The sequence below is a fragment of the Pontimicrobium sp. SW4 genome (assembly GCF_039954625.1).
Lineage (GTDB): Bacteria > Bacteroidota > Bacteroidia > Flavobacteriales > Flavobacteriaceae > Pontimicrobium.
The window spans coordinates 1,359,020-1,381,773 of sequence record NZ_CP157199.1 but is presented as its reverse complement, the minus strand read 5'-3'; the positions used below and the strand labels follow the sequence as shown (position 1 = coordinate 1,381,773).

Sequence of the window (22,754 nt, the reverse complement as noted above, 5' to 3'; positions counted from 1 at the left end):
TATGGAACTAAAGAGCTATCAACAAAAAGTAATAGAAAATCTTGAAGAGTATTTAGAATATGTTCAAGAACATAAAAATGTCGCTACTGCATTTAATCAGTATTGGGAAGATAAAATTGGACCATACAATCCTTTGGATAATACAGGTATGCAACCATACAAAAACAACATTCCTAAATCAGCTCACGTTTGTATAAAAGTACCAACCGCTGGAGGAAAAACCTTTATTGCTGTCAATGCTTTACATTCAATTTTTTCAGCTTACGACACTAGCAAAACTAAAGCAGTCATTTGGTTAGTGCCTTGGAGTAATTTATTACAACAAACTGTAAATGCGTTATCTAATCCAGAGCATCCATATCGTCAAAAGCTAAATGCACTTTTTAATCACAAAGTCGAGATTTATGAAAAATCAGATTTAGAGCAAGGTTCAAATTTCAATCCAACAATTGTAAAAGAACAATTGAGCATTTTTGTTTTGAGTTTTGCGAGTTTAAGAGCAAAAAACAAAGAAGACAGAAAAGTATATCAAGAAAACGGACAATTAGCATCATTTGTACCTCAATATGCAAATAGAAAACACCTTTTGGAAGGTGTTGACGACACAGCTTTAATCAATGTAATTAGAAGTTTACATCCTGTTTTGGTAGTTGATGAAAGCCACAACGCAGAAAGTGATTTGAGTGTAGATATGTTAAAAAATTTGAATCCATCTTTTATTTTAGATTTAACAGCAACACCAAAAGACAATAGCAACATTGTAAGTCTTGTTCCAGCAATAGAATTAAAAAAGGAACATATGGTTAAACTTCCTGTTATTGTTTACAATAATCATGATAAAACAGAAGTCATAAACAATGCTTTGCATTTACAACGGAAACTGGAAATTCTTGCAAAGAAAGAAGAAGCTGATGGTGGAAAATATATTAGACCAATTGTTCTGTTTCAAGCTCAACCAAAAACTAAAGATGACAACACAACTTTTGAAAAATTAAAAGAACAATTATTAGGATTAGGTATTCCAGAAAATCAAATCAAAATAAAAACTGCTAACATTGACGAGCTTAAAGGAATTCCAGATTTACAGAGTAAAGAATGTGAAGTTAGATATATAATTACGATCAACGCTTTAAAAGAAGGTTGGGATTGTCCTTTTGCATACATTTTAGCTTCCTTGGCTGACAAATCAAGTGCAGTAGATGTTGAACAAATTTTGGGTAGAGTTTTACGTCAACCTTATGTTCAAAAACACAAAGCATTTCAATTAAACCTTTCTTACGTTTTAACTGCTTCTGCAAAATTCAACGAAACTTTACAAAGCATTGTTGAAGGTTTAAAAGCATCTGGTTTTAGTGGTAATGAACACAGAGTTGCAGATAAAATGACCGAAGAGGAAAAAGAAGAACAAGTTGTAAATCCTGTTGAATCTTTCCTATTTCCAGAACAGCATGTAGAAGAAAAAGAAGAAACGATTGACAAAGGAAGAATTTCTTTTGACCTAAATGCCAGTGAGGAAGAAATAAAAAACAATCCTTTCAATCAAGAAATTGAATCAATTTCTAAAGAAGAAAATGATGAATTAGAACAACAAATTAGGGAACAGGAAAAACAACCTGTTGACGAAAATATTTTTCGAGAAATGGGAGATAAAGTAAAACGCTATCGAGTAAAAGAAGCGAACAAAAAATTTATTGAACAGATAAATTTTCCTCAATTCTTTTTAAAAGTTACAGCAAGTGACATTTTTGGCACAGATGAAGAATTACTAAACAGAGAATCGTTATTAAAAGATTTTAAACTTTCTGATGAAGATATTAAAATCGACTTTGACCAAATTTCATCTGATTTATACAAAGTAGATTTAACAGAAACTGTCAAAGGCAATTATACACCAGATTGGGTGAAGATTGAGGAAAGTCAAATAAAAGACCCAATTGCAGAATATATTTTGGCAAAACCAAAAGATGCTCAAATAAGTGATATTACGCATCAAATAATGCAAATTATTGGGAATATGTACCCAATTCCAGACCAAGAAATAAAAGTATATGTTGGAAGAATCCTAAAAGGAATGAACGCAGAACAAATGCGTGATATTTTGGTTAGAAAATGGAGTTATACAGACAAAATTAAAGCTAAAATCAGACAACTTGCTGACAGTTATGCAGAAACTCGATTTATGGATTTAATTAAATCGAAACGCATAACAGCTAAAGAAAACTGGAAATTAGGAAAGGAAATAGTTCCTGGAAAAGTTGGTTCTTCAATCGGAAACTCATTGTATGAAAAAGAAGGAACAATGAACAACTTTGAGGAGAAAGTTATAATGGAAATAGGAACTTCTTCAAACATTGTGTTTTGGCATAGAAATTTAGAAAGAGGAAAAGGATTTTACATCAACGGATTTAAAGCCAATCATTATCCTGACTTTATTTTGAGGACTAAATCTGGAAAAACAATTTTAATAGAAACGAAAGGAGACCATTTGGATGGTTCTGACAGCGAAGGAAAGTGCAGACTTGGAAACGAATGGGAAAAACAATCTGGACACGACTTTTCTTATTTTATGGTTTTTGACAAGAAAGAAGTTAAAGGAGCATTTACGTTGGACAAAGCAAAGGAATTGATTAGTGGAATGTAAAGATTATTAGACTATACTTTAGCAATTCGGTTTTGTGCTCGACCTCATAGAATTTTGGCTAAAACAATAGGAGAGAGGAGCGTAATATTTTAGGGAGTTAGTTACTGTTATTATTGGTTTTTTAACTCTTTAAAGCGTTTTCTACAGAAATCTTGGTTAGTTACAATGTTTCCTAAAATATAGCGTAACGAACCGTAATTGTTTCCAAAATTATATGCAGTCATGATTTTTTGTTTCTTTTTTTATCCAAGAAAAAAAGATATTATCAAAACTTAAGTAGTTCAAATCTTCAATTTCTATTTTACATAATATTAATAGTTCCAATTAAAAATGTTCAAATAATAACGAGAATAGAATAAGTGCTTGAAATTTTATTTTTCTTAAAATTTAAGCTCTTATGGCAAGCTTACGAGAATCGCGTAGAAAAAAATATGATGCACAATTATTCAAATACGCTAAAATTTCAATAACAGCAAAAAGGTTAGCTTTTATTTTGGCGTTGGCAAGCGTTGGATAATTGTGTGTAAAATAAATTGCCAGAGCAATTTGATTTTATAAAACAATCGAGCGCTTGGTAGCGGCTATTTTACATAACGGCAAATTATAGATACATTTTCTGCAAATATTAAATTTACGAGAATTTCTTATTTGAAAATTTCTATACAATAGTTCAGAATATTGAATTTATACGAGAGGCTCTATTTTACATAGTATCATTATAGCTACATAGAATACGCACGTTAATCGCCAGCGCGCCATCATTCTTATAATCTTGCTTCATCCACTCGATAAACCAATATTACAAAATGTACTATAATTTATATTATGTCAAATAATTATCTTGCTATCTACTCTTTAGTAGCAATGAGCATCCAAATTACTTTGTCCTTATCATTCTGCCAAAAACCAATATTACTCTTTTGAACAAGTTGATTAAAACCTGCATTAATCAATTCTTTTCTAACATATTTTATTGACATACTATGTGCATCAGTTTGAGATGCTCTTGATTGATCTCTTACTTTTAACTTTTGCTTTTCAATAATCACAATTCGTCCACCAGGTTTTAACGATAATTTGACATGTTCCAATATAGTCATATAATCTTTCATTTCATGATAAGTATCCATAATTACAACAACATCTAAGGATACATTAGGCAATTTTGGATTATCATAATCACCTAAAATCACAGACACATTATTTAACTCTCTAGTTTTTAAATGCTCTTCTAAAAGATCTAATCGGTCTTCTCTTACATCTACAGCATAAACTTTTCCGTTTGTCCCAACTTTATTTGCTAAGTGAATACTTAAATAACCCTCATGACAACCAATATCTGCAACATGGCTTCCTTCACTAATAGACGCTAACTCAAATATTTTTTCTATTGGCATCCAAGTATCTCTTTCTGCCCAATCATTTTGTGAGTATTGTGAATATCCAATCATTGGAAACAAACACAACACTAAATATTTCTTTATAAAATTCATCACTACAAGATATAAATTAAGAATGTACAGTTAACTTAAAATTCTCTTAAATTAGTATTATGTAGTTGTAAATGAATATAAGTTTAATGCAAATAAAAAAGGTCACTTTCATTAAATAAATATGACCTTTTCGTATTAACCTAGATAATTAAGTATTATAACCATTCACGGAAATAATCCATCATATCTTCTTTTAAATCATAATGCATTTTTATATAAGTACGCATATCTTCTTTTAATGTATGCTGCTCGTTTTGTAAGCGACCATCTATTGTTTCATTAAAATCTGCATTATTAATATTTGCCATTTTATTTCTAATTCTGTGCATTAGTTTTGATATAGCATTTTTTTCAATCATTATTTTGTTTTGAAAATTCTCTAGAGGAATAGTTGCTTGCTTTCCAAACTCTCTACTAGCTATTTCTTCTAGCTTTTCTTCAAACGTGTCCATTTCATTAAAATGAAAACGTAATTCTCTTTTCCAAGTTTCTAGATTAAACTTGAGGTCGCTTAAATATGATACTTTCGCTTGCATGTGTTTTGCTTATTATGTGTTAAACTTCTTCTTTTACTAATTCTTTTTGAATATTTGCTGGCACAGGTTGGTATGACGAAAATGTAGAACTAAATGTTGCTCTACCTTGTGTTAATGAGCGTAAATCGGTTGAATATCCAAACAATTCGGCTGCTGGAATTTGACATTTTAATATTTGATAATTATCTAAATTTTCAAATCCCTGAATTACAGATCGTCTTGATTGCAAGTCTGTCATAACGCTACCAGTCATTTCTTCTGGTACTTTTACAGTCAGTTCGTTTGTTGGTTCTAATAGCTTTGGATTAGCATTTAAAAACGCTTCCTTAAAAGCATGCGCTCCTGCTATTTTAAATGATATATCATTAGAATCTACCGAGTGCATTTTTCCATCATATACCATAACACGAATATCGCGTATAAATGATCCTGTTAGCGGTCCAGATTCCATAACTTCCAATACGCCTTTCATAATCGAAGGTAAATAACGTTGGTCTATAACACCTCCAACAATACAATTATAAAACACTAACTTCCCTCCCCAAGGCAAGCTAACCTCTTCTTTACCTCTTAGGTTAAACCCTTCTGGTTCAGGCATATTTTCATGCCATGGTTCAATCTTCATGTGCACTTGTGCAAACTGTCCTGATCCACCAGATTGTTTTTTATGTCTATAACTTGCTGTTGATGAGCGCTGTATGGTTTCTCTATATTGAATCTTTGGTTTCTTAAACTTCGCTTCTACTCCATATATATTCTCTAAAGTCCATTTAATAGTTGCTAAATGCAATTCTCCTTGACAACCCAATAATTGTTCTTTAGATTCTTTAGAATATATAATAACTACAGTTGGATCTTGACTATGTATACGCTTTAAAGCATCGCTTAACTTTTCATCATCATTTTTATTTACAGCCTCTACAGCCTTAGTAATACGAGATTCTGGATACTGGATATACTTTATACTAATTGATGTATTTCCGCTATGCAAAGTATCATTAGTTCTAGTATGTTTTAGCTTAAGAGTTGCTCCAATATCACCTACAGAAAGTTTAGAGACCGACTCCCTGTTCTTACCATCCATTATAAACAGTTGGTTAATAGTTTCTGTTTCATTTGTATGCGAATTTGTTAATTTATCATTCAAATTAACCTCGCCAGATTTTACTTTAAAAAAGCTTATTTGTCCTAAATTTGGTTGGTATAATGTTTTAAAAACAAATAAAACTGTTTCGTCATCTTTTTTAGCTTCAATTGTTTTTCCTTCTCTACTTTGTACTGGCTTTAAATCGGCTGCAGCTGGCGCCACATTATCAATAAAGCCCATTAAACGACCTGTTCCCATATCGTTAAGTGCTGACACACAGAATACTGGAAAAACTTCGTGATTAAGCATTCCAGCTTTAAGCCCTTGGCGCATCTCATCTTCGTTAAGAGTCCCTCTATCAACATATAATTCTAATAAATTCTCATCATTTTCAGCTGCTTTTTCAACTAACTCATTGTGTAGTTTATTGGCTTTATCCAGTTGATCTTCTGGAATATCAATTTTTTCTGGCTTCCCTCCTTCTGGTTTAAATTTATAACAACGCATTTTTAATACATCTATAATACATTGTGCGCCATCAATCTTAATTGGATATTGCATCATAACTGCATTATTACCAACTAAGCTTTTTATACTTTTAAAATTATCTTCAAAATTAGTATCTGTATGATCTATTTGATTTACTACAAATAAGGTTGGTCGATGGTATTTGTCTATGTAATTCCAAATAATTTCTGTACCTACTTCAACTCCTTGTCTACCATTAATTACAGTAACAACAGTGTCTGCTACCCGAATAGATGAAATGATTTCGCCAATAAAGTCATCCAATCCTGGAGTGTCAATAATATTTATTTTGTAATTCCTCCATTCTGTATGCAAAGGTGTTGCAAAAACTGAAGCACCACGCTGGTGCTCTATCTCATGGTAATCTGATATGGTATTTTTATCCTCAACTCTCCCTCTTCTATTAATAAGACCAGCCTCAAAAAGCATGGTCTCAGAAAGGGTTGTTTTTCCACTATTATGTGCGCCAACAAAAACTATATTTTTGATGTGCTTGTCATCAAATACTTTCATATGCTTTAATTTAATTACTCAATAAAACTAATCACATTTAGTAAATAAAAACATGATTTTTGTTAGTTAATAACTATAAAGTATCATAGTGTATTTTGAGACAAAAGAGGGCATTTAAGATACAAAAAACTTGACTTGTTTTCAACTCATTTCAACTTTTTGACAAAAAACTGTATTAAAAAAATCCAATTATAGATTATAACCGTAAATACTCTTAAACAATTTAATCCATAAAACTATCATTATGAAAAAACTCTCAATTCTATTATTAAGCGGATTGATTTTAACCTCTTGTGTGTCTAAAAAAAAGTATGTTGCATTAGAGACTGAAAACGGACAAATAAAAAGTGAACTAACTAAAACTAGAGTCGAAAAAGAAGATTTAGAAACTAAGTTTAGTGCTATTCAAGTTCGTGTAGATCAATACAACAAAAAAATTAATTCTTTGTCTGAATTAAATACAGAATTAAGCGTTGAGAATGATGCTAAACTTGAAACTATTGAGAATGTAGCTGTAATTTCTAACGATACTAAAAGAAAAATGCGTGAGACTTTAAAGCAAGTTGACCCTGAGCTTCTAAGTCAAGCAAATACATTAAAAGATTCTATGAATCTTGCTGTTTCACATAACTTAACTAAAACCCTTGATACATCTAGTCTTAATGAAGATGAAGATATTGCAATTAGTATTGATGAAACTGTAGTAATGATTTCTATTTCTGATAAGTTATTATTTAACACAGCAAGTTACCGAGTAAGTAATAAAGCTGATGCCATTTTGCAAAAACTAGCAGATGTTATAAACTCAGAACCTAGCATTGATGTTATGGTAGAAGGTCATACTGACGCTAGAAGCATAAATAATGCTAAAGTAACAGACAATTGGGACTTAAGTGTTTTACGTGCTACATCGGTTGTTAGAAAGCTGCAAAATCAATATAATGTTGCTCCAGAAAAGTTAATTGCATCTGGACGTAGTAGCTACCAACCATTGGTTGATAATGACTCTAAAGAAAACAGAGCAAAGAATAGAAGAACTCGTATTATGATTTTGCCAAACATTAATAAATTTTTCGCATTAATGTCAGATTCGACAGTCGAAGAATAATTCTATTGCCTCAAATTACATCAAAAAGCGCGCTTTAATAGGTAGCGCTTTTTGTTTGTTAAATACTTTGGTACGCAAAAGCGTTATAATATCTTTGCACGAAATAAAACTAACAAATGTTTTCACTTATATCTATTTTTAGAATTGTCGCTTTTTTAGAAGGCGTATCATATCTCTTATTACTTTTTATAGCCACTCCTATTAAATATTTTGGAGACGACCCACAATATGTTAAAATGCTTGGTATGCCTCATGGTATTCTTTTCATGTTATACATAATACTTACTTTTATGTTAAAACAAGAAAACACATGGTTTAAAGAAAATTTTAAGTTTGTTTTATTAGCATCTATTATTCCATTTGGAACTTTTATTTTAGAACGCAAGTATAATAAAGCAACACGTTAATGAGAGAATTACAGTGTTTTTTTTACGATTTATTTATAGCTTCTGGTATACCAGATTCAACAGCAAAGTATTTGAATATGATTTGTTTGCTTATCATTCTTGCTGTAATTATTTATATAACAGATTTTATTACACGAAAAATACTACGTAGAGCATTTAGCAAATTTGCACAAAAAACTAAAACAAATTTCGATAACCTCTTAATAAGCCATAGAGCACCACGAAATATTGCCCATTTAGTGCCTTTATTTTTAACTATTGAATTATTTCCAGTTGTTTTTTACGATTTCCCTGAATTTGAAAAGTATATCATAATTCTTTTAAAAGTTTACGCAATAGTCCTTACTGTTTGGATTATACGTAGTGTTTTAAAAACGTTTGAATCGTATTTTAAAACCTTACCAAGACTTAAAGACAAACCTATTGATAGCTATATACAAGTAGTTATGCTTTTTGTTTGGATTATTGCCATAGCTTCGTGTTTAGCTGTTGTAATAAACTTATCGTTCTTAAAATTCTTTACAACGCTTGGTGCTGCATCAGCTATTTTGTTATTAATTTTTAAGGATACCATTTTAGGTTTTGTGGCAAGTATTCAAGTTGCAATTAATGATACCGTAAGAATTGGAGATTGGATTACCATGGAAAAATATGGTGCTGATGGTGATGTTATAGAAATAAACTTGTCAACCATTCAAATTCAGAATTTTGACATGACCATTACTAATATCCCTACTTATGCATTAATATCTGATTCGTTTAAAAACTGGAGAGGTATGCAAGCTTCAGGCGGAAGACGTATAAAGCGTTCTATACTTTTAAAAGCAAAAAGCATTCACTATTTAACTGATGAAAAGATTGAAGAGCTAAAAGGTATTCAACTTATTACTGAATATTTAAACACAAGGCAAAGAGATATTGATAATTTTAACCGTCAGCATGAGATTAATAAGTCTGTGATGATAAATGGTAGAAATCTTACTAATCTTGGTGTTTTTAGAAAGTATTTACAATCTTATATTGAGAACCATTCAGCTATTAACAAAGATATGTTTATTATGGTTAGGCAATTAGCTCCAACACCACAAGGACTCCCTTTAGAGATTTATTGTTTTAGTAGTGATAAGCGTTGGGAAAATTATGAATACATCATGTCAGATATTTTTGATCATGCACTCTCAGCAGTTACTTATTTTGATCTAGAAATTTACGAGTTGGATACTATTGTAAATGTATCTGAATAACATTTAGTTATTTTAATCTGTCTTTTACAAACTCTACTTTTGTTTTACCATGAGGTGTAGGTTTACCATGCTCATCAAGGTTAACCATGATAATATTATCAACGGTTAAAATGGTTTCTCTGGTCATTTTGTTTCTAGCTTCACACTTAAGCGTTATAGAAGTTTTCCCAAATTTAGTGACCTCTATTCCTAACTCTATAATATCTCCTTGTTTGGCGGAGCTCATAAAATTGATTTCCGAAATATATTTAGTAACTATTTTTGGATTTTCAAGCTGAATAACTGTATATAAGGCAGATTCCTCATCAATCCATTCTAATAAACGTCCACCAAATAAAGTACCATTTGGATTCAAATCCTGTGGTTTTACCCAATTACGTGTATGAAATCTCATTATATCTTTTCATTTATATAAGCAATCATTTCATTTTCCATTGCTATAGACTTATCAAATATAGCTTTAGCTTTAGCTAGTAATTTTTCAGCAGTCTCTCTATTCTTAATATCTTTTGCATTAATACGAACATTGAAGTAAGCGCCATAAACCGCAGTTCTTGCGCACAAAGCTCCTACTCCAGCATCAGATAGCGAATTTTGCAAACCACCTTTTGCCATTGCCATCATTACTTCCATCGAATCACAAGCTGTTTCCATAACGAGTAGAGGTACTTCTGTAGCATAAATAGTTGCAGATTCTACTGCTGCTGCTCTTGCCTTCTTTTCTTCATCAGTTGCCTTAGGCATTCTAAAACCTTCAATAATTTTATTAAATGCATTGGTGTCTTCATCAACCAAAGCCAGTAATTTATTTTTATAAGTTTGTCCTTTTTCTGCCCATTTTGAAAATTCTTCCCAGCGTTCATCCCAACCTGGTTTGTGTGCAGATAAATTTGCAACCATAGTACCTAAAGACACTCCTAGTGTTCCAACATATGCAGAAATTGAACCTCCTCCTGGAGCCATAGATTCTCCAGCAGTTTCATCAGCAAAATCAGTTAAAGTAAGATCAATGAGTTGCTTTTCATCTTTACTCTTTAAAACATACTCAATAATTTTTTCATTAGGATTAAAAGGTTTTAAATCATCCAATCCTAAAGACTTTACTGCTATTTTAATTTTTTCAGCTTCAGAAATACCTAAAGATCGTTCTTGCTTCTTCAAAAAGAAATCGCCAGCGTCTAACATAGCTTTTAAAGGAATTAAACCAATAAGTTCAGACCCAGTAACACGCAAGCCTCTTTCCTCAGCTACCTTACAAGTTTCATCAAATGCTTTATGCATAGATGTGATGCTTATATTAGTAAGATTGTAAGATATTTGAGCTATACCATATTCTTCAATAAACCAACCAATTCCTTTTACAGCTTTTAGTTTTCCAGGAATACGTTCAGGTTCTCCATTAGCATCCAATACTTTTTTACCAGTTATAGGGTTTCCTTCTCGCTTCACACGACCAGCTTCACGAATATCAAAAGCAATGGCATTAGCACGACGTGTTGATGTTGTATTGAGGTTTACATTATAAGCTACTAAAAAATCTCTTGCCGAAACTGCTGTTGCTCCAGTTGAAGCTACTTTTTTGTTAAATTCAGCTGGTCCATAGTCTGGTTTCCAATTTGGATCCGATAATTTTTTTGGTAAGCCCTCGTACTCACCTGCTCTACAATTTGCTAGATTGACACGTTTTTCTTCTTTTGCAGCTTTTTCATACAAATACACTGGAATATCTAACTCCTCTCCTACACGTTTTCCAAGTTTTTGAGCATATGCAGCTGTTTCCTCTAAAGTAATTCCAGAAATTGGTACCAGAGGACACACATCTGTTGCTCCAAAACGAGGATGCTCACCACTATGCTTACTCATATCGATAAGTTCTGATGCCTTTTTAATGAGAATAAAAGCAGCTTTAATAACTTGCTCGGGTTCACCAACAAAGGTGATTACTGTTCGGTTAGTGGCAGCTCCAGGATCTACATCTAAAAGTTTAACACCTTCAACAGTTTCAACAATATTAGCAATAGCATGTATTTTATCTAAATCGCGTCCTTCACTAATATTTGGTACGCATTCAATGAGTTGTTTTTGCATAGTAAATAGAATGGTAATTATTTTATTTCAAAGATAATAATTCGATTAGTTTTTACTCACTTAGTTTTATAAAATGATGAGAAAAGATTAAATAACATTGACATTGCAAAATGTGATGCTATTTTAAAGCTAAATATTCCAAATTATTAATTTAAAATAAGGTATCTGTATTTTTTTCCATTAATGGAATGGTAAGATTTGTGCCTAACGTTTTATTAGCATTTTTAATAAAATGGGCAGACAATAAAGGTGAAGCTTTTTCAATATTTTGATGTACAAAAAAGTCTACTTCTCCAATGCCTTCATTTTTCCAAATAGCAATGCGTTCTACCCAATCATTTAATCTGTTATAATCACTTTGGTGGTTGGCACCAACATATCTTATAAATGCATTATTATTTGTTAAGCGCATGTGCATTAAATCACGTCGTCCAGCTGTATCTACTATGATATTGGATATATTGTTTTCTTCCAAAAGTTGATATAAGTCTTCAGCAACTGCTTTATCATTATACCAATTGGTATGTCTAAACTCTATAGCTAAAGGAACTTCTTTTGGCCAACTTTCTGCAAAATTAATAACACGTTCAAACTCTTTTGGCGCAAAATTTGTGTGCATTTGTAAAAAGATAGTGCCTAATTTTTCCTTTAGGTTGGAGGCGTTATATAAATAATTTTCAACTACTGGCTTTACTTCATCGTTTAATCGTTTCCAATGACTAATTTCTTGGTTTAATTTTGGAAAAAACTTAAACCCTTCTGGTGTTTTATCGTACCATTTTGAAAATGTATCAGCAGGAAATATTCTATAAAATGTTGCATTAAGTTCTATGGAATTAAACTGGGTAGAATAATACTCCAATTCGTCTTTGGTGCCTCTTGGATAAAACCCTTTTAAATCTGCTTTATTCCATTTAGCACATCCTACAAATAAACTAAAGTTAGAATCTTTCTTGTGCTTATTTAATACTCGCTTAGTATCAGGATGGTCTGGAGGTAAAGTAAAGTCAATAATCTCTGGGTTATCTACACTTCCAAATTTCATAGTTCTATATTTTTAAAAGATACTACTAATGTAACAATTTTGTAAATTGTGAGTCAAATAAAAATCAATCTTAAAACTATAAAAATGAAAACTTTAAAACTATTTGTAATGCTTACCTTTTGTATTACTCCCTTTGCATATACGCAAACTGCACAAGAAATTGTAGACACTTACATAGAAAATATAGGAGGGAATGATGCTTGGTCAAAAATTAACTCTATGGAAGTAAAAGGTATTGGCAAACAGCAAGGTGTTGACTATCCTTTTGTTGCAACATACTTAAAGGATGGTAGAGGTGTAATTAACGTAGATATTCAGGGTCAATCATTTATCGTAGAAGCTTTTGATGGAGAAACAGCGTGGGCAATGAATTTTCAAACTCAAAAAGCAGAAGCTTGGGATTCTGAAGAATCGTATAATTATAAAATAAATGCAAAGGACAACTTACCTGATGCCTTTATGGATTATAAAGAGAAAGGGTATGCTATTGAGCTCCTTGGAAAAGAAAGTTGGGAAGGTACCGAATGTTATAAAATTAAATTAACAAAAACTCCTCAAATGTCCGATGGAAAGAAAGAAGATAATGTTGAGTATTATTTTTTTGATATTGACAACTCCGTACCTATAGCAATGGAATACAAAGTAATGTCTGGCCCAGCAAAAGGAACAACTGCTCAATCAATATTTAGTGACTATCAAGAAGTAGATGGACTATATTTGCCATTTACTAGAATTGACAAGTTTAGTGGACAAGTTGGCTTAGAAATGATTTTTAAATCAGTTTCATTTAATGGTGAAGTTGATGATAGCATATTTAAAATGCCAAAAGAATAAAGTTCAATATCAAAAACACTTGTTTTTTTGTTATAAAAAACGAGAATGAAACTGTAACATTTTAGTAAATTTGAATACCAACAACTAAGAATTATATTTTCTTATCAATAGATGCTTCCACTTGAATTTTGGAAGTGATGTTGAAAATCAAAAACATATAACAATAAAATTAAAACATTTATCATTCATATTTAAAAAGCTTTTTATTTTTTGTGCTTTTATATGAGTTCAATATGTGACAATTAAAAAAATTAAACAAAGACACATGAAAACTATTAAATTATTATTGGTTGCTTTATTAGTAATTACTTTTTCACAAGTAAGTGCACAAACTGCAGACGAAATTATAGCAAGTTACTACGAAAACACAGGTGGACTAGAAAATTGGAAAAAATTAGAAGGTATAACTATGAGTGCAAAGGTAAATCAAGGCGGAATGGAAATTCCTTTGGCTATTACTCAACTTAAAAGTGGGAAACAAATGACAGTTATTAACTTTCAAGGCAAAGAAATTAAGCAGGGAGTATTTGATGGCGAAGTATTATGGAGTGATAATTTCATGACTCAAAAAGCTGAAAAAAGTGATAAAGAGACCACAGATAATATGAAAATTCAAGCTATGGACTTTCCTGATGCATTTTTAAACTATAAAGAAAAAGGTTATACATTAGAATTATTAGGTAAAGAAAATTTAGATGGTACTGAAACATTTAAATTGAAGTTAACAAAGAAACCATTGATAGTTGAAGGGAAAGAAGAAGAAAATTCGAGTATATATTATTTTGACGCTGAAAACTTTGTCCCTCTGGTTGTGCATACCGAAGTAAGAATGGGTCCTCAAAAAGGAATGATTTCAGAAATTAAAATGAGTGACTATCAAGAAGTAGATGGTTTATATTTCCCTTTTTCATTAACCCAAGGGATTAAAGACCAAGCTGGACAGGGAATAACTATTGATAAAATCGAGTTAAACCCAACAATTGATGATGATGCTTTCAAGTTTCCAGAAGAAGCTGTAACTGAAGATAAGAAAAACTAAAATTTATTAAAAACCTCAATAGTTTCTATTGAGGTTTTTTATTTATATAACTACAATAAATATTAACACATGAAAAAACTATTAATCCTTGTTTTGGGTGTTGCATTAATGTCTTGGCAACTGCAAGCTCAAGAAGACAGCTCTATTGATATCAAAGATTTATTCGGTGATTTACGTGCACGACATATTGGTCCTGCTCTTATGAGTGGACGAATTAATGATATGGAAGCACATCCAACAAATCCTAGAATTATTTATGCAGGAACCGCAGGTGGTGGTGTTTGGAAATCAAATGATGCCGGAACAACCTTCAACCCCATTTTTGATGACTATTGTCAATCTATAGGAGCTGTTGCAGTTGACCCAAATAATCCAGATAATGTTGTTTATGTGGGAACTGGAGAGACTTGGACACGAAATAGTGTATCCTATGGAGATGGATTGTACAAATCTACTGATGGTGGAACCAATTGGAAGAAACTTGGTTTTGAAAAATCAGAGCGTATTGCTAACATTATAGTTAACCCAAAAAACTCAAATGAAGTTTATGTTGCCGTATTAGGTGCTTTGTGGTCAGATAGTGATGAACGAGGTGTTTATAAATCATTAGATGCTGGAGAGACTTGGGAGAAAATTCTTTATGTAAATGAAAAAACTGGAGCAGCAGACATGACCATAGATCCTAATAATTCATCAACGCTTTATGTTTCTATGTGGGAATTTAGACGAACAGGATGGTCATTTGAATCAGGAGGGGAAAACAGTGCTTTATATAAATCCACAGATGCTGGTAAAACTTGGAATAAAATTCATAACGGTTTCCCTAAAGGACAACTGGGTCGTTTAGCTATTGCTGTTGCACCTTCTAATTCTAATATTCTTTATACAGTTATTGAGGCAGAACAACCAGAGCGTAAAGGATTATATAGAAGTGATGACGCTGGAGAAAGCTGGAAACAACTTAATAATGATTTTGGTATTACAGTAAGGCCTTTCTATTTTTCACGAATAACTGTTGACCCAAGAAATCCTGATGTAGTTGTTAAAGGTGGTTTAACGGGTTCTATTTCTAGAGATGGTGGAAAAACATTTAAGTCATTAGGTAATATGCATAGTGATATTCACGATATTATTTTTGACATTAACGATTCTGATAGAATCTATGCAGGAACTGATGGTGGTGTGTATCGTTCATGGAATGGTGGAACCACTATGGAAATTGTTGAAAATTTGCCATTATCTCAATTCTATCAAGTTAGTGTTGATGATGCAGAGCCTTACAATGTTTATGGGGGTCTTCAAGACAATGGTTCTTGGTATGGTCCTTCCTCTTCTAGCGGAGGTATAAATGCAGGAGATTGGAATTCTATTGGTGGTGGTGATGGCTTTAGGGTGCTAAAACATCCAACCAAAAATATTATTTATTCTGAAATGCAAGGTGCTGAAAATGTTTGGCGTTATGATGTTGATAGAAAATTGGTTAAAACTATTCAGCCATTGGCACAAGAAGGTCATGCAAAACTCAGGTATAATTGGAATGCACCAATGGCAATAAGTGCACATCAACCAAATCGTTTTTACATGGGAAGCCAGTTCTTACATAAATCTGAAGATATGGGAGATACTTGGACAATTATCTCTCCCGATTTAACTACTAACGATCCTACAAAACAACAACAGGCAGATTCTGGTGGTTTATCTATGGATAATTCAGGAGCCGAAAATCATACAACCATTTTCACCATTGCTGAATCTCCTTTAGATGAAAATGTTATTTGGGTTGGAACAGATGATGGTAATGTACAAGTGACTCAAGATGGTGGAAAGACTTGGACAAATACAATTGAAAATATTCAAGGTTTGCCAAAAAACACGTGGACTTATCATATTGAAGCAAGTGTTCATGGAAAAGGGACTGCTTATGCAGTTTTTGATGGGCACACAATGGGTGATATGAATCCTTATACATATAAAACAACGGATTTCGGAAAAACTTGGACTAACATTATTTCGGATGACGTTGTTGGAACCACTAGAAACATTCAGGAAGATTATATAAATGAAAACTTACTCTTTTTAGGAACAGAGTTTGGATTATATATCACTGTAGATAGTGGAAAGTCATGGAGCAAGTTTACAAAAAATATGCCTTCAGTTGCTGTTCATTTTATTGACTTGCAAAAAAGAACTAATGATATTGTTATGGGAACTCATGGTCGTGGTGTCATTATTATTGATGATATTTCGCCACTGCGAGAAATTACCTCAAAAATCTTATCAAAAAAAATTCACTTCTTTAATAGTGAACCTGCGGTTCTATCTGATGAAAGTGGATTTGCAGGAAGCTTTGGTGCTGAAACACAATTTGTAGGTCAAAATGCATCTACATCTCCAAAGATTAAATATTTACTTCCAAAACGACATACGTTTGGGAAGATGATTATGGAAATAAAGGACATGGACGGAAATGTAATTTCTACATTAACACCTGGAAAATCTAAAGGAATTAATATTGTAAATTGGCCAGGAAATATTAAAAATCCAAAAATTGCAAAGGGTAAAACTTTTAGTTTTGGTGGCTTTACCTCACCTAGAGTTCCAGCTGGCAAGTATATGGCAGTAATTACTAAAGGCAAAGAAACCTTTGAACATACCTTTGAAATTATTTATGATAAAAGAACTGGATTATCTAATATTGATCGAAAGTTAAAGCATGACACAACAATGAAGCTATATGATATGACTCAAGAGTTGGCATATTTGGTTTATAAATTAGATACTATGCTAGAATCCGCTTCAGTAAAGAGTAAAGTAAAATCATCCTTAAATAGTTTAAAGAAAACAATGGTTGTGACCACTGGGGATAATTATGTTGGTACAGCAGAACCTGAGTTACGTGAAAAAATGGCTAACTTATACAGTAAAATTGCAACTAGTTATGATAAACCATCTAATAACGAATTAGAAAATTTAAAAATTATTGAAACTCGTTTCAATAAAGCAAAATCAGATTTAGCAAAACTGGAAAAGAAAGCTAAAAATATTAAATTTAAGACATTTCAAGAATTTCTTCAAGAATAGAATTTATCATTTAATTCAACCTTTACAAGCCGATTTATTATAAATTGGCTTTTTTATGTTAATAACATGGTTAACAATAATAAGCGTATGGATTTATTGTGCTGCAAAGATTCTATATTTTTAATAAAAATATTTGCCTTATGATTGATAGAGACCTTGACCTAAAACGTATTCGCCCTGATTTTATGACAACTACAATCAATGATGGGATGTCTACCGACGAGCGCTTTCAAAACCTAGTATTGCGTCCAATTATTCAACTTCAAAATAGTTTATTTGTTGAAGTTTTTAAAAACTATGTAGCCAAGCATAAAAATGTATTTTATGACTTATCTGTAGACAAACGCATAGATTATATTGGCAATGCCATTCATAAAGACATGAAATTTAGAAATAGCCTTAAAGGGATGATTATAGGCTTATTTACGGTTGAAGAATACAAATTATATATTAAAAATTCATCAGCTTTGAATAAACGAATGATGAACATTGTTAAAGAACGTTTAATTGATAACGTTCAGGTAATCTCAGATACTACAACACTAACCGCTGTTTAAATCAATGACTCACCATTAAGATTGGTTGTGAGTACATCACTCATATAATTAAAAAACGGTCTTATGGCTTTAAACGAGTCATCAACGGTATCCAGAAAATCTTTTGATGTTACCTCTTTATCAGTAAATTTTCGTGTAAAAATGTACATTTTCTTTTTAATAAGGTCGATGTTTTCATGTTCCTTATCAAATCCTTTAGGTGCCGTTTTCAATTCATCGCCAACTAAATCTCCCCAAACAGATTTGAACTTCTTATTACTCATTATTTTTCTCATTTCTGAAGCATCCATTTCAAACTCTTTTCTAATTCGAAATAAATCATCTTTATGTGGCTCCCAAAAACCCGTTGCAATAAAGCTTTCGTTGTTAGGCTCAATATGTAAATAGTAACCACCTCTTAGTTCTGGTTTTTTACGATGAACACTTCCTCCAAAATGCGTTTTATAGGGTGTTTTGTCTTTTGAAAAACGTACGTCTCGATAAATTCTAAATATTTTTAATTTATCAACCTCGTCATGAGTATTTATACGTTCAAATAATTGATTATAAAACTGTTTAACTTCTTTTTCCAATTCTTTGAATTCTGGTTTATTCTCATTAAACCAATCACGATTATTATTTTTATCTAAACGTTTAAAAAAATCAAATACTTCTCTTGGTATTGTTTCGTTCATGCTATTTAGTTTTTGTTGAAATTACAAAAAAGCCAAACACTATTCAAATTCTATTCTGTTAAGAATTAATCCAGAAGCTGGAGCAATATAATCCATCACTTCAGTACTATTGGGTTGCAAACTTTCTCGAATATAATCCAATGTTATTTCCCCACGACCTAACTTGATTAGTGCTCCCATCATTAATCGTATTTGATTTCTTCCAAAACCTTTACCAACAACTCTTAAAGTATATGTGTTTTTAGGAAAAAAACTAGCAGTATATAACGTGTTTTCTGTAAGCTCACATATATTTAGAGTTCTATTATATACACCTTCATTTGTAGCCTTATAGCAATAGGTTTTAAAGTTGTGCTTACCTTGAAATAAAGTCGCACCTTTTTTCATAAGTTCAATATCTAAGTCATCTAAAATGGTTGTCATTATGGAAGCACAAAATGGATGGCCTTTTTCACCATAAGTGAATAAATATATATACTCCTTTGTTTTTGAGCTTTGAATAATATTAAAATCTTCATCGACCTCTGTTATTGACAAAGCACGTATGTCTTGAGGTAAATTATAATTGAACAGTTTAAGAAACTCGATTTCATCATCAATTTTATGATGCAAAAACAATTCAAAAGCAGCTTCGTTGGCCGACACCATAGCATCGGTACGTCCCGCAGCTAAGGTTTTAAAATATTTATCTTCAAGAATGTACTTAAACGTTCTATCAATCATTAAATGAATAGTTTTAACCTTAGGTTGTTTTTGCCAACCATGAAATCGGTAGCCTAAATACTGGAATTTTATGAGATAGAAATACTTATTAATAAACATTCGAAAAAACTGTTTTTTAAAAAATTCAATGTACAAAAGAATTAGGAAATAGATTTGTATTTTCGAATTAACAATGACACTAACTACAAAACAAATACAACAGCATTTTGATGGTTTTTTACAGACACCTAGTTTGTGGGAGAATAGTGCTATTTATAATTTGCATCAGTTTAGTATTCCCCAAAAGTCTCTACAAATAAATTCACAAATTGACACGAAATTGCGTCTAGGGAAATATATTGAGCGCTTTGTTTCTTTTCAATTACAGCAAGAAAAAACTACACATTTGCTTGCAGAAAACATACAAATTAAAAGAGATAATGTAACATTAGGCGAAATAGATTGCCTACTTGTTAAAGATAAAAAGCCATTACATTTAGAGGTTATTTATAAGTTTTATTTGTACGATGTTTCAGTTGGTAATACTGAAATAGAACATTTTATAGGGCCAAATAGAAAAGATACTTTAGTAGAAAAACTAAACAAATTGAGGCAAAAACAGTTACCACTGCTCTACTCTAAGGAATGCCAATCCTATTTAAAAACCCTTGATTTAAATGCATTAGAAATTGAACAACAAGTATATTTTAAAGCTCAATTATTTGTTCCATACTCAAAAAAAGAAATGCAACTGGAAACTTTAAATCAAGAATGTATTAGCGGTTTTTACATCTATAAATACGAAATAGAGCAGTTTACAACTTACAAATTTTACATACCAACAAAAAAAGATTGGCTAATAGTACCACACCCAAATGTAAACTGGGTTAACTTTAATGTTTTTGAGCATGAAATAAACATCTATTTTATACGTGAATTTTCACCTATGGTTTGGGTAAAACATCCTTCGGGTGACATAGAAAAACTATTTTTTGTATGGTGGTAAATCTAGAGTTATTTTTCGCGTCCTTTTAGTTCTTCTACAACATCATTAAGCTTAAATCCTTTGGCTTGTAAGAGTATTAAATAGTGAAACAGTAAATCAGCACTTTCATTTAAAAACAAATTATCATTACTGTCTTTGGCTTCAATAACGACTTCAACCGCCTCCTCTCCTACTTTTTGGGCAATTTTGTTAATACCTTTTGTAAATAACGATGCCACATAACTATTATCTTCAGTTGCGTTTTCTTTTCTGTCTGTAATAATATTTTCAAGCTTAGATATGAATCCGAACTTTTGAATATTACTCTCTTTCCAACATGTATCTGTGCCTTTGTGACACGTTGGTCCTTGCGGATTTACTTTTACTAAAAGTGTGTCGTTATCGCAATCATTTTTTATATCTACAAGATTTAAAACATTACCGCTCTCTTCTCCTTTCATCCAAAGACGTTGCTTGCTCCGACTATAAAAAGTTACTTTTTTTGTTTTTAAAGTTTGCGATAATGCTTCAGTATTCATATACCCTAACATTAATACAGTCTTGGTTTCTGCATCTTGAACGATTGCTGGAACTAGTCCTTCTGAGTTGTATTTTATATTCATATCATTTGTCATTCCTGCGAAGGCAGGAATCTATTTATTTAATATTGTTATAGTGGATTCCTGCCTTCGCAGGAATGACAACTATAATCTTACTTCTATATTATTATTTCTTAATTCTTCTTTTAATTCTTTAATAGAAATTTCACCAAAGTGAAACACGCTAGCTGCTAAAGCTGCATCTGATTTTCCTTCAACAAAGGTATCTACAAAATGTTGCTTTGTTCCTGCTCCTCCAGAAGCTATAATTGGTATGTTTACTAAAGATGATAATTTTGATAATGCTTCATTAGCAAATCCATTTTTTGTACCATCGTGATTCATTGATGTAAACAGTATTTCTCCTGCTCCACGTTTTTCTACCTCTTTTGCCCAATCAAACAACTTTATCTCTGTTGGAATTGTTCCACCAGCTAAATGAACAAACCATTCATTATTAATTAGCTTAGCATCAATAGCAACCACAATACATTGACTTCCAAATTTGTTTGATAACTCATTAATTAATTTTGGTCGTTTAACAGCTGAAGAGTTTATGGATATTTTGTCTGCACCATGTTTTAAAAGCGCATCCACATCTTCAATAGATGAAATTCCTCCTCCAACTGTAAACGGAATATTTACGTGTTCTGCTACATGTAAAACCATGTCTAAAGTTGTTGCTCTACCTTCTAAAGTTGCTGAAATATCTAAAAACACCAACTCATCTGCTCCAGCAATAGCATATTGTTTTGCGAGTTCAACTGGATCGCCAGCATCAACGAGGTCAACAAAGTTAACACCTTTAACGGTTCTTCCGTTTTTAATGTCTAAGCATGGTATAATTCGTTTTGCTAGCATATTTGGTTGTTTAATATGAATTGTTCTAACTGTTTTAAACTAATTCTATTTTCATAAATCGCTTTACCAATAATGACGCCTTCACAACCTAATTCTACAAGCTTAGGTAATTCATAAAAAGATGAAATTCCGCCTGATGCTATAAGTTTTAAAGTATCATCCGTTTGTGATAAAATACGATTGTATAAATCGAATGAAGGTCCTTCTAGCATACCATCTTTAGAAATATCTGTACAGATTACATACTTAATACCTTTAGATTGATATTTTTTTATAAATGGAATAACTTCTAAATCACTTTCTTCTTGCCAACCTGAAACTGCAATTTTTTCGTTGTTGCAATCTGCTCCTAGGATAATTTTTTCTGAATTATATGTACTAATCCATGATTCAAACATATCTGGATTTTTAACTGCAATACTTCCTCCTGTTATTTGATTTGCACCAGATTCAAAAGCAATTTTTAAATCCTCATTAGATTTTAACCCTCCTCCAAAATCAATTTTTAAGTTAGTTTTAGTTGCAATTTGTTCTAACACCTTGTGATTAACTATATGACTTGCTTTTGCACCATCTAAGTCAACTACATGCAGAAATTCAATCCCTGAATTTTCAAACATCTTTGCAACTTCTACTGGATTTTCATTGTACACTTTTTTAGTATTATAATCACCTTTGGTGAGCCTAACACATTTTCCTTCTATGATATCTATTGCTGGAATTATTCGCATA

At 31.7% G+C, this 22,754-nt stretch carries 20 protein-coding genes; 9 read left to right on the top strand and 11 right to left on the bottom strand.

Going from position 1 to position 22,754, the window contains the following annotated elements; all coding sequences use genetic code 11:
- Nucleotide 1 precedes the first annotated feature (1 nt).
- On the top strand, nucleotides 2-2,641 hold the full coding sequence (locus ABGB03_RS06630; RefSeq protein ID WP_347925897.1) for a DEAD/DEAH box helicase family protein: 2,640 nt from the start codon (nucleotides 2-4) through the stop codon (nucleotides 2,639-2,641).
- Between the two features lie 848 nt (nucleotides 2,642-3,489).
- Here the strand turns inward: ABGB03_RS06630 and ABGB03_RS06625 are convergent.
- From ABGB03_RS06625 to ABGB03_RS06615, 3 genes are all read right to left on the bottom strand, one after another.
- Nucleotides 3,490-4,134 (bottom strand): methyltransferase domain-containing protein, encoded by a 645-nt coding sequence (locus ABGB03_RS06625; protein ID WP_347925896.1) that lies wholly within the window; start codon nucleotides 4,132-4,134, stop codon nucleotides 3,490-3,492.
- Between the two features lie 155 nt (nucleotides 4,135-4,289).
- Nucleotides 4,290-4,670 carry a hypothetical protein gene (locus tag ABGB03_RS06620; RefSeq protein WP_347925894.1) on the bottom strand — a complete coding sequence of 127 codons (381 nt, stop codon included), beginning with the start codon at nucleotides 4,668-4,670 and terminating at the stop codon, nucleotides 4,290-4,292.
- 19 nt (nucleotides 4,671-4,689) lie between these two features.
- Nucleotides 4,690-6,798 (bottom strand): elongation factor G, encoded by a 2,109-nt coding sequence (locus tag ABGB03_RS06615; protein ID WP_347925892.1) that lies wholly within the window; start codon nucleotides 6,796-6,798, stop codon nucleotides 4,690-4,692.
- A 244-nt stretch (nucleotides 6,799-7,042) separates the two neighbouring features.
- Between ABGB03_RS06615 and ABGB03_RS06610 the strand changes: the two genes are divergently transcribed.
- From ABGB03_RS06610 to ABGB03_RS06600, 3 genes are all read left to right on the top strand, one after another.
- The gene (locus ABGB03_RS06610) at nucleotides 7,043-7,906 is read left to right on the top strand and encodes an OmpA family protein (protein WP_347925890.1); all 864 of its coding nucleotides are present in this window, start codon (nucleotides 7,043-7,045) and stop codon (nucleotides 7,904-7,906) included.
- Nucleotides 7,907-8,022: 116 nt separating this feature from the next.
- Entirely contained in the window at nucleotides 8,023-8,313 is a 291-nt protein-coding gene (locus ABGB03_RS06605) for a DUF3817 domain-containing protein (RefSeq protein ID WP_347925888.1), read from the top strand.
- On the top strand, nucleotides 8,313-9,557 hold the full coding sequence (locus tag ABGB03_RS06600; protein ID WP_347925887.1) for a mechanosensitive ion channel domain-containing protein: 1,245 nt from the start codon (nucleotides 8,313-8,315) through the stop codon (nucleotides 9,555-9,557). The genes ABGB03_RS06605 and ABGB03_RS06600 overlap by 1 nt, the downstream gene beginning before the upstream one ends.
- A gap of 7 nt (nucleotides 9,558-9,564) precedes the next feature.
- On the opposite strand, the gene ABGB03_RS06595 is transcribed toward ABGB03_RS06600, so the two are convergent.
- The 3 genes from ABGB03_RS06595 to ABGB03_RS06585 form a co-directional block, all read right to left on the bottom strand.
- Nucleotides 9,565-9,951: a hotdog domain-containing protein gene (locus tag ABGB03_RS06595; RefSeq protein WP_347925886.1), complete on the bottom strand. Its 387-nt coding sequence runs from the start codon at nucleotides 9,949-9,951 to the stop codon at nucleotides 9,565-9,567.
- Nucleotides 9,951-11,645, bottom strand: coding sequence for a glutamate formimidoyltransferase (ftcD, locus tag ABGB03_RS06590; RefSeq protein ID WP_347925885.1), 1,695 nt, complete (start codon nucleotides 11,643-11,645; stop codon nucleotides 9,951-9,953). Before ftcD ends, ABGB03_RS06595 begins: the two co-directional genes overlap by 1 nt.
- Before the next feature lie 151 nt (nucleotides 11,646-11,796).
- On the bottom strand, nucleotides 11,797-12,690 hold the full coding sequence (locus ABGB03_RS06585; protein ID WP_347925883.1) for a DUF72 domain-containing protein: 894 nt from the start codon (nucleotides 12,688-12,690) through the stop codon (nucleotides 11,797-11,799).
- Nucleotides 12,691-12,774: 84 nt separating this feature from the next.
- Between ABGB03_RS06585 and ABGB03_RS06580 the strand changes: the two genes are divergently transcribed.
- From ABGB03_RS06580 to ABGB03_RS06565, 4 genes are all read left to right on the top strand, one after another.
- Nucleotides 12,775-13,524, top strand: a complete 750-nt coding sequence (locus tag ABGB03_RS06580; RefSeq protein ID WP_347925881.1) for an outer membrane lipoprotein-sorting protein — start codon at nucleotides 12,775-12,777, stop codon at nucleotides 13,522-13,524.
- Nucleotides 13,525-13,789: 265 nt separating this feature from the next.
- On the top strand, nucleotides 13,790-14,563 hold the full coding sequence (locus ABGB03_RS06575) for an outer membrane lipoprotein-sorting protein (RefSeq protein ID WP_347925879.1): 774 nt from the start codon (nucleotides 13,790-13,792) through the stop codon (nucleotides 14,561-14,563).
- Between the two features lie 69 nt (nucleotides 14,564-14,632).
- Nucleotides 14,633-17,644, top strand: a complete 3,012-nt coding sequence (locus ABGB03_RS06570; protein WP_347925877.1) for a hypothetical protein — start codon at nucleotides 14,633-14,635, stop codon at nucleotides 17,642-17,644.
- A gap of 140 nt (nucleotides 17,645-17,784) precedes the next feature.
- Nucleotides 17,785-18,201, top strand: coding sequence for a glyoxalase (locus ABGB03_RS06565; RefSeq protein WP_347925875.1), 417 nt, complete (start codon nucleotides 17,785-17,787; stop codon nucleotides 18,199-18,201).
- Here ABGB03_RS06565 and ABGB03_RS06560 read toward each other — a convergent pair.
- Nucleotides 18,198-18,875 (bottom strand): DUF2461 domain-containing protein, encoded by a 678-nt coding sequence (locus tag ABGB03_RS06560; protein WP_347925873.1) that lies wholly within the window; start codon nucleotides 18,873-18,875, stop codon nucleotides 18,198-18,200. The genes ABGB03_RS06565 and ABGB03_RS06560 overlap by 4 nt on opposite strands.
- A gap of 39 nt (nucleotides 18,876-18,914) precedes the next feature.
- Nucleotides 18,915-19,697 (bottom strand): tRNA pseudouridine(38-40) synthase TruA, encoded by a 783-nt coding sequence (locus tag ABGB03_RS06555; protein ID WP_347925871.1) that lies wholly within the window; start codon nucleotides 19,695-19,697, stop codon nucleotides 18,915-18,917.
- A gap of 73 nt (nucleotides 19,698-19,770) precedes the next feature.
- Here ABGB03_RS06555 and ABGB03_RS06550 point away from each other — a divergent pair, with 73 nt between their 5' ends.
- A complete protein-coding gene (locus ABGB03_RS06550) occupies nucleotides 19,771-20,583 on the top strand; it encodes a DUF1853 family protein (protein WP_347925870.1) in 813 nt (270 codons plus the stop codon).
- An 8-nt stretch (nucleotides 20,584-20,591) separates the two neighbouring features.
- Here the strand turns inward: ABGB03_RS06550 and hisIE are convergent, their stop codons facing one another.
- The 3 genes from hisIE to hisA form a co-directional block, all read right to left on the bottom strand.
- The gene (hisIE, locus tag ABGB03_RS06545) at nucleotides 20,592-21,185 is read right to left on the bottom strand and encodes a bifunctional phosphoribosyl-AMP cyclohydrolase/phosphoribosyl-ATP diphosphatase HisIE (protein WP_347925868.1); all 594 of its coding nucleotides are present in this window, start codon (nucleotides 21,183-21,185) and stop codon (nucleotides 20,592-20,594) included.
- 81 nt (nucleotides 21,186-21,266) lie between these two features.
- Nucleotides 21,267-22,022 carry an imidazole glycerol phosphate synthase subunit HisF gene (hisF, locus tag ABGB03_RS06540; protein WP_347925866.1) on the bottom strand — a complete coding sequence of 252 codons (756 nt, stop codon included), beginning with the start codon at nucleotides 22,020-22,022 and terminating at the stop codon, nucleotides 21,267-21,269.
- A complete protein-coding gene (hisA, locus tag ABGB03_RS06535) occupies nucleotides 22,016-22,753 on the bottom strand; it encodes a 1-(5-phosphoribosyl)-5-[(5-phosphoribosylamino)methylideneamino]imidazole-4-carboxamide isomerase (RefSeq protein ID WP_347925863.1) in 738 nt (245 codons plus the stop codon). The genes hisF and hisA overlap by 7 nt, the downstream gene beginning before the upstream one ends.
- Between the last annotated feature and the right edge of the window lies 1 nt (nucleotide 22,754).

What these genes read in the sequence shown, in the direction of transcription:
- ABGB03_RS06615 (WP_347925892.1), bottom strand. Translation starts at nt 6,798, where the DNA reads ATGAAAGTATTTGATGACAAGCACATCAAAAATATAGTTTTTGTTGGC.
- ABGB03_RS06575 (WP_347925879.1), top strand. Translation starts at nt 13,790, where the DNA reads ATGAAAACTATTAAATTATTATTGGTTGCTTTATTAGTAATTACTTTT.
- ABGB03_RS06580 (WP_347925881.1), top strand. Translation starts at nt 12,775, where the DNA reads ATGAAAACTTTAAAACTATTTGTAATGCTTACCTTTTGTATTACTCCC.
- hisF (WP_347925866.1), bottom strand. Translation starts at nt 22,022, where the DNA reads ATGCTAGCAAAACGAATTATACCATGCTTAGACATTAAAAACGGAAGA.
- ABGB03_RS06550 (WP_347925870.1), top strand. Translation starts at nt 19,771, where the DNA reads ATGACACTAACTACAAAACAAATACAACAGCATTTTGATGGTTTTTTA.
- ABGB03_RS06620 (WP_347925894.1), bottom strand. Translation starts at nt 4,670, where the DNA reads ATGCAAGCGAAAGTATCATATTTAAGCGACCTCAAGTTTAATCTAGAA.
- ABGB03_RS06630 (WP_347925897.1), top strand. Translation starts at nt 2, where the DNA reads ATGGAACTAAAGAGCTATCAACAAAAAGTAATAGAAAATCTTGAAGAG.
- ABGB03_RS06595 (WP_347925886.1), bottom strand. Translation starts at nt 9,951, where the DNA reads ATGAGATTTCATACACGTAATTGGGTAAAACCACAGGATTTGAATCCA.
- ABGB03_RS06570 (WP_347925877.1), top strand. Translation starts at nt 14,633, where the DNA reads ATGAAAAAACTATTAATCCTTGTTTTGGGTGTTGCATTAATGTCTTGG.
- ABGB03_RS06565 (WP_347925875.1), top strand. Translation starts at nt 17,785, where the DNA reads ATGATTGATAGAGACCTTGACCTAAAACGTATTCGCCCTGATTTTATG.
- hisIE (WP_347925868.1), bottom strand. Translation starts at nt 21,185, where the DNA reads ATGAATATAAAATACAACTCAGAAGGACTAGTTCCAGCAATCGTTCAA.
- ABGB03_RS06560 (WP_347925873.1), bottom strand. Translation starts at nt 18,875, where the DNA reads ATGAACGAAACAATACCAAGAGAAGTATTTGATTTTTTTAAACGTTTA.
- ftcD (WP_347925885.1), bottom strand. Translation starts at nt 11,645, where the DNA reads ATGCAAAAACAACTCATTGAATGCGTACCAAATATTAGTGAAGGACGC.
- ABGB03_RS06625 (WP_347925896.1), bottom strand. Translation starts at nt 4,134, where the DNA reads ATGAATTTTATAAAGAAATATTTAGTGTTGTGTTTGTTTCCAATGATT.
- ABGB03_RS06605 (WP_347925888.1), top strand. Translation starts at nt 8,023, where the DNA reads ATGTTTTCACTTATATCTATTTTTAGAATTGTCGCTTTTTTAGAAGGC.
- ABGB03_RS06600 (WP_347925887.1), top strand. Translation starts at nt 8,313, where the DNA reads ATGAGAGAATTACAGTGTTTTTTTTACGATTTATTTATAGCTTCTGGT.
- ABGB03_RS06555 (WP_347925871.1), bottom strand. Translation starts at nt 19,697, where the DNA reads ATGTTTATTAATAAGTATTTCTATCTCATAAAATTCCAGTATTTAGGC.
- ABGB03_RS06610 (WP_347925890.1), top strand. Translation starts at nt 7,043, where the DNA reads ATGAAAAAACTCTCAATTCTATTATTAAGCGGATTGATTTTAACCTCT.
- hisA (WP_347925863.1), bottom strand. Translation starts at nt 22,753, where the DNA reads ATGCGAATAATTCCAGCAATAGATATCATAGAAGGAAAATGTGTTAGG.
- ABGB03_RS06585 (WP_347925883.1), bottom strand. Translation starts at nt 12,690, where the DNA reads ATGAAATTTGGAAGTGTAGATAACCCAGAGATTATTGACTTTACTTTA.